The organism is Pseudomonas sp. HLS-6 TE3448 (assembly GCF_053629555.1).
In genome coordinates this window covers 128,966-140,064 of the sequence record NZ_JBRJIO010000001.1, presented here as the reverse complement: position 1 = coordinate 140,064, position 11,099 = coordinate 128,966, and the positions used below count along the sequence as shown (strand labels likewise).

Genomic DNA, 11,099 nt, shown 5'->3' with positions numbered 1-11,099 from the left:
ATCATGTTATTGAGAATTACTAGCGTCTACCAATGAGTCCCGTAATTACGCCTGTCCCCAACATTCTTGCAATTGAAGACGACCCGATCCTGGGTAGCTACGTGCATGAACAGATGCAACGCAGTGGCTTTCGGGTGACCTGGTGCCGGGATGGCGGTGAGGGCTTGGCGCTGGCAACGCGTGAGCCTTTCGATGTCGTGTTGATGGATATCCTGCTGCCGGGATTGAATGGCCTGGATGCCTTGTCGCAGTTGCGTGCGTGCAGTTCGACACCGGTCATTCTGATGTCCGCCCTGGGCGCGGAGGCCGACCGTATCAGTGGCTTTCAGCGAGGCGCGGACGATTACTTGCCCAAGCCTTTCAGCATTGCTGAGTTACGGGTGCGGGTCGAAGCGATCCTGCGCCGGGTTGCACTGGAGCGACGCCACCAGCAACCCGAGCCGATGCTTTCAGGCGGGCTGCTGTTCGATGAGCGGATCACTGATGTGTGTTTCGAGCAACGCTGGGCCGGGCTGACCCCCAGTGAATATCGCCTGCTGGAAACCCTTCAGCGCAATGTCGAAGAGGTACTGAGCAAGCCGTTCCTCTACCAGCAGGTACTGCAGCGCGGTTACTCCCGGCACGACCGTAGCCTGGATATGCATGTGAGCCAGATTCGCCGGAAACTGAAGCGCATTGGTTACCTGGAGCGGCAAGTGCTGACTGTTTGGGGCAAAGGCTACCGGCTCAGCGCTGTCGAGGCCGGTTAAGTGCCCGGTCGTTATTCACTGTTCTGGAAGCTGGCCGTTCTGCTGGTGGGCTTCTGCCTGCTGATGATCGCGTTGAGCTGGACCTGGGGCCGTCAAATGGAGACCCGTACAGCCTTTCTCTCAAGCACCGCACGAGCAACGCTCGAGGCGTATGCAGCAGACGCCGAACAGGCCTGGCGAGGCGGCTCAGAGGCGGCGGTCGATGCTTGGCTGGAAGGTGTGCGTCGCCGTGAAGGTGTCTGGGTCGGGGTCATTGGCCGTGATTTGCAATCCCTTGGCAGCCTGCCTTTGAGTGACGCCGAAAGCCAGCGCCTGACCGCCCTGCGCGGGGTTGATTGGCCGATCAGTCGCCGCGCCACGCAGCCCCCCTGGATCAAGCTGCCTTTTCCCCTGGACGCCACTCAGGGCAGTCTGGTCATCGAGTTGCCGCAGCGATTGATGCCCCAGCGCCATGTCACGTTGCTCTGGGCCATGGTTATCAACGGGCTGATTCCTGGTCTGTTGACGTTACTGTTCTGTGTCGGGCTCTACCGCATGTTGATCATGCCGTTGAACCAACTGCGTCACCAGGCCAACGCCTGGCGGGCCAATCAGCTTTCAGCGCGGGTAGCCAGTACGACCACCAGCCGGCGTGATGAACTTGGCGAGCTGGGGCGTGCATTCGATGATATGGCCCAACGGCTACAACGTACCGTTACTCTGCAGCAGCAGTTGCTGCGAGACTTGTCTCATGAGTTGCGTACGCCCCTCAGTCGGTTGCGTGTTGCCTGTGACTCGGAGGTTGATGAGCGGGGCTTGCGTGAGCGCTTGAGCCGCGAGGTCGACGGCATGCAGCGGCTGGTTGAAGATGCGCTGCAACTGGCATGGCTTGATGCTGAGCAAAGCCCTCTGACCAGAGAGCCGATCCAGGTACAGGCACTGTGGGAGATGCTGGTCGAGGATGCCTGCTTTGAAAGTGGCTGGTCGGCGGATCAACTGCAGTGCTCGCTGGACAGCTCCTGCTGGGTGCTGGGTAACCTCAACAGCCTGGCCCAGGCATTGGAAAACATTCTGCGCAATGCCATCCGGCATTCACCTGCCGAAGGTGTGATTCGCCTGAGTGGGCGCCGTAGCGGCAGCCTGTGGGTACTCTGGATAGACGATCAGGGGGGCGGCGTGGCCAAGGGCGAACTGGAACGTATTTTTGATCCTTTTGCCCGGTTGGATGGTTCACGCCCCGGTGATGGCGGCTTTGGCCTGGGGTTGAGCATCGCCCGCAATGCGCTGACGCGCCAAGGCGGGCAGCTATGGGCGCAGAATACTGATGAAGGTCTGCGGCTGCTGATGCAATTGCCTGCTGCAACCGAGCTTATAGCTCAAGGCTATAAGGAGCATACATTGCGTGATATGGGCGCACGCCGTTTGCCGGTATGATGAACACCCCCGCAGTCTGGATTGCGAATACGCCATGACCTTGCAGTACCCTACGATCGCCGATTGCGTCGGCAACACGCCCTTGGTTCGCCTGCAGCGCATTGCTGGCGATACGAGCAACACCCTCCTGCTCAAGCTTGAAGGCAATAACCCGGCAGGCTCGGTCAAGGACCGGCCAGCGTTGTCGATGATTACCCGTGCCGAACTGCGCGGGCAGATTAAGCCGGGTGACACCCTGATCGAAGCGACCTCGGGTAATACCGGGATTGCCCTGGCCATGGCAGCGGCGATCAAGGGCTACAAGATGATTCTGATCATGCCGGACAACTCCAGCGCCGAGCGCAAGGCGGCCATGACCGCCTACGGTGCCGAGCTGATCCTGGTCAGTAAGGAAGAGGGCATGGAAGGTGCCCGCGATCTGGCCGGGCGGCTGCAGGCCGAAGGCCGTGGCCAGGTGCTCGACCAGTTCGGCAATGGTGATAACCCTGAAGCCCATTACGTCAGCACTGGCCCGGAAATCTGGCGCCAGACCCAGGGCACCATTACCCATTTCATCAGCTCCATGGGTACCACCGGTACCATCATGGGCTGCTCGCGCTACCTGAAGGAGCAGAACCCGGCGGTGCAGATCGTCGGCCTGCAGCCGATGGAAGGCTCTGCTATTCCTGGCATTCGCCGTTGGCCGCACGAGTACCTGCCGAAAATCTTCGAGGCCGAGCGCGTTGACCGTGTGGTCGATATGTCCCAGGCCGAGGCAGAAGACACCACCCGCCGTCTGGCCCGTGAAGAAGGTATTTTCTGTGGCGTGTCCTCTGGCGGTGCCGTGGCGGCCATGTTGCGCCTGTCTCGCGAGGTAGAGAACGCGGTCATGGTGGCGATCATTTGCGACCGTGGCGACCGTTACCTGTCGACCGGCATTTTTGACGCTGGTAACTGATGTCCAAGAATAAACGTAATAGCGGCCTGCGCTTTCAGCCGGCCGGCGGCAGCCGTACCCCACAGGTTCCTGTTGGCAAGAAGCAGCGCCTGACACTCGAACGCTTGTCCGGCGACGGCCGTGGCATCGCATTTGTTGAGGGGCGTACCTGGTTTGTCAGCGGTGCGCTGGCGGGTGAAGAGGTCGAAGCGCGGGTGCTCAGCGCCCATGGCAAGGTGGTCGAGGCACGTCTGGAGCGTGTATTCAGCGCCAGCCCGCTGCGGCGTACGGCCCCTTGCGCGCATGCGGCCCGTTGCGGTGGCTGCAACCTGCAGCACCTGCCCCATGCCGAGCAGTTGGCGCTCAAGCAGCGCCTGCTCGCCGAACAGTTGCAGCGTGTAGCGGGCGTTGAGCCTGAGCACTGGGCACCGCCGCTGAGTGGGCCTGAGTTCGGCTACCGGCGGCGTGCGCGCGTTGCAGTGCGTTGGGATGCCCGCGCCAAGCACCTGGAGGTTGGTTTCCGTGCCGAGGCCAGTCAGGATATCGTTGCGATCGATGAATGTCCGGTGCTGGTCGACGCCCTGCAGCCGATCATGCAGCAGTTGCCTGCCGTGTTGCGCGGCTTGCGCAAACCTCAAGTGATCGGCCATGTCGAATTGTTCAGCGGTACGGCGCTGGCGCTGTTGCTGCGCCATACCGCTCCGCTGGCGGAGGGCGATCTACAGCAACTGCAGGCGTTCTGCAACGACGCTGGCGTGCAACTCTGGTTGCAGGGAGAGGGTGAGCCGACCGCGGTTGATCCGAGCCAGGCGTTGGGTTTTGTTCTTGAGCCGTGGGGCCTGGAGCTGGCTTACCGCCCAGGTGACTTCGTTCAGGTCAATGCCCAGGTCAATACCGCGATGATCGAACAGGCACTGGCCTGGTTGGCACCGCAGAATGACGAGCGTGTGCTTGACCTGTTCTGCGGCCTGGGTAACTTCGCTTTGCCACTCGCCCGACAAGCCCGCGAAGTCGTGGCGGTGGAAGGGGTGCAGACCATGGTCGAGCGTGCCGCGGAAAACGCCCGCAGTAATAATTTGCATAACGTGCGCTTTTTTCAGGCCGATTTGTCCCAACCTCTGGCAGGCATGGAGTGGGCCGGTGAGGGCTTTTCTGCGGTACTCTTGGATCCACCACGGGACGGTGCGCTTGAGGTGGTCAGAAATATTGCGAACCTGGGTGCCAAGCGTCTGGTCTATGTTTCGTGTAACCCGGCCACTCTGGCGCGCGATACCCAAGCGTTGCTCGGGCAGGGTTACCGGTTAAAGTGTGCCGGGATACTCGACATGTTTCCTCAGACGGCCCATGTCGAGGCCATGGCGTTATTCGAGGCGGGCTAGCGTAGCAAGCCCGTTCGGCGGTTGCCCCTTGGATCCGGCAGGGGCAACGCCTGTGATTTCAAGCGCATTACGTATGCGCGGTAGGGAAAGGTAAACAAAGATGGTACAGGTGAGAGTGCACCAGCCGGTCAACACCGACGGTAGTATCAATCTCGAGGCATGGCTGGATCATGTGGTCAGCGTCGATACGGCGCTGGACCGGGAAGCCCTCAAGGCCGCCTGTGAGTTCACCCAGGATGTCGAGAAAAAGGGCAACCCGGCCAAGCATTCCTGGGCCGACGGTACGTCGAGTTTTCAGGCCGGGCTTGAGATCGCGGAAATTCTCGCTGATCTGAAGCTTGATCAGGATTCTCTGGTGGCCGCGGTCATCTATCGCTCTGTGCGCGAAGGCAAGGTAACCCTGGCCGAGGTGGGCCAGCGCTTTGGTCAGGTCGTGTCCAAGCTGATCGATGGTGTGCTGCGTATGGCGGCCATCACCGATAGCCTCAATCCGCGTCATTCCTTGGTACTTGGCTCTCAGGCGCAGGTTGAAAACCTGCGCAGGATGCTCGTGGCCATGGTCGACGATGTGCGCGTGGCCCTGATCAAGCTGGCTGAGCGCACGTGTGCGATCCGTGCGGTGAAGAGTGCCGACGACGAGAAGCGCCACCGGGTCGCCCGCGAAGTGTTCGATATCTACGCGCCGTTGGCGCATCGCCTGGGTATCGGGCATATCAAGTGGGAGCTGGAAGACCTGTCCTTCCGCTACCTGGAGCCTGAACAGTACAAGCAGATCGCCAAGTTGCTGCATGAGCGCCGGCTGGATCGCGAGCGCTTCATTTCTGATGTCATGAATCAGCTGCAGAACGAACTGCTGGCTACCGGGGTCAAGGCTGACATCAGTGGCCGTGCCAAGCATATCTATTCGATCTGGCGCAAAATGCAGCGCAAGGGCCTGGAGTTCAGCCAGATCTACGACGTGCGGGCGGTGCGCGTGCTGGTTCCGGAAATGCGCGACTGTTACACCGCGCTGGGTATCGTGCATACCCTTTGGCGGCACATTCCCAAGGAGTTCGACGACTACATCGCCAACCCCAAGGAGAATGGTTACCGCTCCCTGCATACTGCGGTTATCGGCCCAGAGGGCAAGGTACTGGAGGTTCAGATCCGTACCCACGCCATGCATGAAGAGGCCGAGCTCGGCGTCTGTGCGCATTGGCGCTACAAGGGCACGGATGTCAAATCCAGCTCCAACCACTATGAAGAGAAAATTTCCTGGCTGCGTCAGGTCCTCGAGTGGCATGAAGAGCTGGGCGATATTGGTGGCCTGGCTGAACAGTTGCGGGTCGACATCGAGCCGGATCGGGTCTATGTCTTTACCCCGGACGGGCATGCCATTGACCTGCCCAAGGGCGCGACCCCGCTCGACTTCGCCTACCGCGTGCATACCGAAATTGGCCACAACTGCCGCGGCGCCAAGATCAATGGGCGGATCGTACCCCTCAACTACAGCCTGCAGACCGGTGAGCAGGTCGAAATCATCACCAGCAAGCACGGTAATCCGAGCCGGGACTGGCTGAACACGAACCTGGGCTATGTCACCACCTCGCGGGCACGGGCCAAGATCGTACACTGGTTCAAGCTGCAAGCCCGTGATCAGAACGTTGCCGCAGGCAAGACCTTGCTTGAGCGTGAGCTCACGCGGCTCGGTCTGCCCCAGGTGGACTTTGAGCGCCTGGCGGAAAAAGCCAACGTCAAGACCGCCGAGGACATGTTTGCCTCGTTGGGCGCCGGCGACTTGCGCCTGGCCCATTTGGTCAACGCCGCACAGCAACTGGTGGAACCGGAGCGTGTTGAGCAACTGGAGTTCATCACCCGCAAGGCGACCGGTATCAAACCGGGCAAGCGCGGTGATATCCAGATCCAGGGCGTGGGTAACCTGCTGACGCAGATGGCGGGTTGCTGCCAGCCGCTGCCGGGGGATGCCATCGTTGGCTATATCACCCAGGGCCGCGGCGTGACCATCCACCGTCAGGATTGCGCTTCGGCGTTGCAGTTGGCCGGGCGTGAGCCGGAGCGGATCATCCAGGTAAGCTGGGGGCCGGTACCGGTGCAGACGTATCCGGTGGATATCGTCATCCGTGCCTACGACCGTCCGGGCTTGCTGCGTGACGTCTCTCAAGTGCTGCTTAACGAGAAGATCAACGTGCTGGCGGTCAACACCCGCTCGAACAAGGAAGACAACACTGCGCTGATGTCGCTGACCATCGAAATTCCGGGGCTTGATGCACTAGGACGCTTGTTGGGGCGTATTTCGCAGTTGCCGAACATCATCGAGACGCGGCGTAATCGTACTTCCTGAGGTGCTTTCGCCCGCACTGCCAGTTTCCCCGGGAGCTGCAGTGCGGGCGATGATGCCAAGCCCTCCGACACAGAGAACCCAAGATGTACACCCTAGACGACTTGCTTCATCTCATGGCGCGCCTGCGTGATCCGCAGTACGGTTGCCCGTGGGACCTCAAGCAGACCTACGCGAGCATTGTTCCCTACACGCTTGAAGAAGCCTACGAGGTGGCTGATGCCATCGAGCGCAGTGATTTCGAGCACCTGCAAGGTGAGTTGGGCGATCTGCTGTTTCAGGTGGTGTATTACAGCCAATTGGCGCGGGAGGAGGGGCGCTTCGAGTTTGAGGCTGTAGTCGATAGCATCACTCGCAAACTGATTCGTCGTCATCCCCATGTGTTTCCAACGGGGGAGCTGTATGCGCCGCTGGATACGCCGCGCCTCGATGAAGGCCAGGTCAAGCAGCGCTGGGAAGAAATCAAGGCTCAGGAGCGCGCCGAGAAGGCCGAGCCTGAGCAGTTGTCGCTGCTCGATGACGTGCCGGCAGCCTTGCCGGCCTTGTCGCGAGCGGCCAAGCTGCAAAAACGTGCGGCTCAGGTCGGCTTTGACTGGCCTGATGCCTTGCCTGTGTTGGACAAGGTCCGTGAGGAGCTCGATGAAGTGCTCCAGGCCATGGCCGACAATGACCCGGCGGCATTGGCCGACGAGGTGGGTGACTTGTTGTTTGCCGCCGTCAATCTGGCGCGGCATGTGAAAGTCGATCCGGAAACCGCGCTGCGTGGCGCCAATGGCAAGTTCGAAAGACGCTTCCGTTTTATCGAACAGGCATTGCGCGATATGGGCCGTCCGATCGAAGATTGCACCCTCGAAGACTTGGACGCGCTCTGGGGCGAGGCCAAACGTCAGGAAAAGAACCTGTCCAGCTGCGGCTGAACTGTTGCATAAGTGAGTAAGCATCCATGAGTCTTTCCCTTCGTGACCAATTGCTCAAGGCCGGTCTGGTCAACCAGAAGCAGGTCAAGCAGGTCACCAAAGAGCAGAAGAAGCAAAAACGCCTGGAGCATAAAGGCCAGGTAGAAGTTGATGACACCCAGCAGCGGCTGGCCAAGGAAGCCATGGCCGAGAAGGCCAAGCGCGACCAGGAACTGAACCGTCAGCAGCAGGAGAAGGCCGAGCAGAAGGCCCGTGCTGCTCAGGTCAAGCAACTGATTGAAGTGTCGCGCTTGCCCAAGCTGAACACTGAGGACTACTACAACTTCGTGGACGACAAGAAGGTCAAGCGCCTGTCGGTCAACGCCCTGATGCGGAGCAAGCTGAGCAGTGGCTCGTTGGCTATCGTTCATCACGGTGGAGGTTACGAAGTGATTCCACGTGAAGCTGCGCTGAAGATCCAGGAGCGTGATCCCAAGCGTATCGTCCTGCTCAACACTCAGGTTGAGGAGCCGGATGCCGATGATCCGTACGCGGCCTATCAGATCCCTGATGATCTGATGTGGTAAAGCGACAAACCCCGCTTCGGCGGGGTTTGTCGTTATTGGCGCTGATACTAAAAACCCCGCACAGCGCGGGGTTTTCAGGTGTGCTGTCGGGCTTCAGTTGCCTTTGACAGGTTTTCCGTCGACCGTACCGTCCTGCAGTATGATCACGTATTCCTTGCCGTCGGTTTCAACCTGGCGCAGTTGTACCAGCAGGTAGTCCCAGTCCTTGGCGAACCACAGTTCAGTGATGCGCTTGCTCTGGCTTGGGTCGCGTACGCGCTCGACCTTGATGGCGTCAACCTGGCCGGCCTTGGTCGAGACTTTCTCGGTGCCCAGGACGCGGAAGTCGTAGGTGTCGATCTCGTCGCCATCGACCACTTGGTAGCTGATGCTTTTCTTGCCAGCGGCAACGTCATGTTGCAGTGCAAGCTGATACGAGGACTTGTCCAGCACGCCACGGTTGAGTGGCAGCTTTACGGCATCTCCACGGTCGGTGCCGGTGATCATGTTGCTTGACCAGTCGAAGTCCAGATCAACTTTTTTCGCCTTGCCCAAGCCGCCACGTTCGAAGTGGTAGGTTTGTGGCAGCAGGGTGTCCTTGTCCATGCGCAAGGTGCTTTGCTCGGTCAGGCTGGCGATCATCATCGCGGCCTTGAAGTTGAGGCTCCAGGTACCGTTGGCATTCTTGACCAGGCTGCGCTCGGCGGTGCCGCTCATGGGCAGCTGTTTCCAGTCGGCGGTGTAGCTGGCCGAGTAGGGCTTCAGTTCGGCTGCCTGAAGCGGTAACGCAAGCACGGCGAGGGCGAAAAGCAGGGCGCGACGCATAAAATCTCCTAGGGTCGAATCAAGTGGCCGCTGGCCGCCAGAGGCTGGCCATCCATTAACGCACCGGTTTCGCCCAAGCGTAAACGACCTTCAGCGAACCAGCGAACAGCCAGCGGGTAAATCTGATGTTCCTGGCGGTGAACCCTTTGTGCCAGGCTTTCTGGCGTGTCGTCCAACTCTACCGGTATTACTGCTTGTACGACCAGTGGTCCGCCGTCGAGTTCCTCGGTGACGAAGTGGACACTGCAGCCATGTTCGCGATCGCCGGCTTCCAGCGCGCGTTGATGGGTGTGCAGGCCCTTGTACTTGGGCAGTAGGGAGGGGTGGATGTTCAACAGCCGGCCCTGATAGTGGCGGACGAATCCGGCACTGAGAATGCGCATGAACCCGGCCAGTACGACCAGTTGCGGTGAGTAGCCGTCGATCAGCTCGATCAACGCCGCATCGAACGCCTCGCGGCCATCGAAGGCCTTGTGGTCGAGTACGGCGGTGTCGATGCCTGCATCGCGGGCGCGTTGCAGGCCGTAGGCATCGGCGCGGTTGGAAATCACCGCGCGGATCCGCACCGGGTTGCCCTCGGTGCGGGTGCTGTCGATCAGCGCTTGCAGGTTGCTGCCGGAACCCGACAGCAGTACCACTACATCACAGAGCGTGCTCGGCATTAGTGCGCCTTGAGGTTTTTCAGCTCGACCTGGGCAGCGCCCTCGGCAGCGGCGGCGATCTGGCCGATCACCCATGGCTGCTCGCCGGCTTCACGCAGCACGTCCAGCGCGCGCTGGACATCGTCCTGAGCCACGCAGATGACCATGCCGACGCCGCAGTTCAGTACGCGGTGCATTTCGGTCTCGTTGACGTTGCCTTGCTCTTGCAGCCAGTTGAACACGGCTGGACGCTCCCAGCTGGCGACATCGACAACCGCCTGGGCGCCTTTTGGCAGTACACGCGGGATGTTGTCGAGCAGGCCGCCACCGGTGATGTGCGCCATGGCCTTGACCGCGCCAGTCTCCTTGATCAGCTTGAGCAGTGGCTTGACGTAGATGCGGGTCGGGGCCATCAGCAGGTCGGTCAGCGGTTTGCCGTCGAGCTGGATGTTCTCGATGTCCGCACCAGCGACTTCGATGATCTTGCGGATCAGCGAGTAGCCGTTGGAGTGCGGGCCGGACGATGGCAGGGCGATCAGCGCGTCGCCGTTGGCAACACGGGAGCCGTCGATGATGTCGGCTTTCTCGACCACGCCGACGCAGAAGCCTGCCAGGTCGTAGTCTTCGCCTTCGTACATGCCCGGCATTTCGGCGGTTTCACCACCGACCAGCGAGCAGCCAGCCAGTTCGCAACCCGCGCCAATACCGGTAACCACCTGGGCTGCGGTGTCGACGTTGAGCTTGCCAGTGGCATAGTAGTCAAGGAAGAACAGTGGCTCGGCGCCACAGACCACCAGGTCGTTCACGCACATGGCGACCAGGTCGATGCCGATGCTGTCGTGCTTGTTCAGGTTCAGCGCCAGACGCAGCTTGGTGCCGACACCGTCGGTACCCGAGACCAGAACCGGCTGTTTGTAGCCGGCCGGGATTTCGCAGAGGGCGCCAAAACCGCCCAGGCCGCCCATGACTTCCGGGCGCGCCGTGCGCTTGGCCACGCCTTTGATGCGTTCGACCAATGCTTCACCGGCGTCGATGTCTACACCGGCGTCCTTGTAGCTCAGGGAGGGTTGCTTGCTCATGATCCAGGCCTTTAGGGGGGAGGGATTCGGGGGAATCGACCGTGACCTGCCAGGCAAAGCGGAGGTTTTCCTGCTGCCTGACCGTCGCCGGTCTGCGAAGGCGCGCGATTTTATCAGGGTTACCGGGTAGCGGCCATCCTCAGGCCGACGGGTAGAGCCTCAATCGATAGAAAAATGATGATTAACCACCTGCGACTGGTTGCCGCGCCATGGGCTGTATAAGGTATAGCCATGGTGTACTGATGAAAATGCCGTGACGATTGAATGTTTTACCGGGGCCTGTGGTCTCAACCCCGG

10 protein-coding genes are annotated in these 11,099 nt (G+C 60.5%); 7 read left to right on the top strand and 3 right to left on the bottom strand.

All coding sequences use genetic code 11. The features are described 5' to 3' along the window. The first annotated feature begins 32 nt into the window (after positions 1-32). The 7 genes from AB7M23_RS00625 to AB7M23_RS00595 all read left to right on the top strand — a co-directional run bounded on the left by AB7M23_RS00625 (position 33) and on the right by AB7M23_RS00595 (position 8,278). Entirely contained in the window at positions 33-749 is a 717-nt protein-coding gene (locus AB7M23_RS00625; protein ID WP_102053267.1) for a response regulator transcription factor, read from the top strand. Beyond that, complete coding sequence (locus tag AB7M23_RS00620; RefSeq protein ID WP_454240028.1) at positions 750-2,162, top strand: sensor histidine kinase; 1,413 nt, start codon at positions 750-752, stop codon at positions 2,160-2,162. It begins immediately after the preceding gene. A gap of 34 nt (positions 2,163-2,196) precedes the next feature. Then, positions 2,197-3,099: a cysteine synthase CysM gene (gene cysM, locus AB7M23_RS00615; RefSeq protein WP_065761440.1), complete on the top strand. Its 903-nt coding sequence runs from the start codon at positions 2,197-2,199 to the stop codon at positions 3,097-3,099. Then, positions 3,099-4,457 (top strand): 23S rRNA (uracil(1939)-C(5))-methyltransferase RlmD, encoded by a 1,359-nt coding sequence (rlmD, locus tag AB7M23_RS00610; RefSeq protein ID WP_330522868.1) that lies wholly within the window; start codon positions 3,099-3,101, stop codon positions 4,455-4,457. The genes cysM and rlmD overlap by 1 nt, the downstream gene beginning before the upstream one ends. A 100-nt stretch (positions 4,458-4,557) precedes the next feature. Further along, positions 4,558-6,798: a GTP diphosphokinase gene (gene relA / locus AB7M23_RS00605; protein WP_065761442.1), complete on the top strand. Its 2,241-nt coding sequence runs from the start codon at positions 4,558-4,560 to the stop codon at positions 6,796-6,798. 83 nt (positions 6,799-6,881) lie between these two features. Further along, on the top strand, positions 6,882-7,712 hold the full coding sequence (gene mazG, locus AB7M23_RS00600) for a nucleoside triphosphate pyrophosphohydrolase (protein WP_065761443.1): 831 nt from the start codon (positions 6,882-6,884) through the stop codon (positions 7,710-7,712). 26 nt (positions 7,713-7,738) lie between these two features. Next, complete coding sequence (locus AB7M23_RS00595; RefSeq protein WP_065761444.1) at positions 7,739-8,278, top strand: DUF2058 domain-containing protein; 540 nt, start codon at positions 7,739-7,741, stop codon at positions 8,276-8,278. Between the two features lie 93 nt (positions 8,279-8,371). On the opposite strand, the gene AB7M23_RS00590 is transcribed toward AB7M23_RS00595, so the two are convergent. The 3 genes from AB7M23_RS00590 to purM are packed head-to-tail and all read right to left on the bottom strand — an operon-like array spanning position 8,372 to position 10,802. Next, positions 8,372-9,082, bottom strand: a complete 711-nt coding sequence (locus tag AB7M23_RS00590; RefSeq protein WP_065761445.1) for a DUF3108 domain-containing protein — start codon at positions 9,080-9,082, stop codon at positions 8,372-8,374. Positions 9,083-9,090: 8 nt separating this feature from the next. After that, entirely contained in the window at positions 9,091-9,744 is a 654-nt protein-coding gene (purN, locus tag AB7M23_RS00585; RefSeq protein ID WP_099775565.1) for a phosphoribosylglycinamide formyltransferase, read from the bottom strand. After that, on the bottom strand, positions 9,744-10,802 hold the full coding sequence (gene purM, locus AB7M23_RS00580) for a phosphoribosylformylglycinamidine cyclo-ligase (protein ID WP_099775564.1): 1,059 nt from the start codon (positions 10,800-10,802) through the stop codon (positions 9,744-9,746). Before purM ends, purN begins: the two co-directional genes overlap by 1 nt. Between the last annotated feature and the right edge of the window lie 297 nt (positions 10,803-11,099).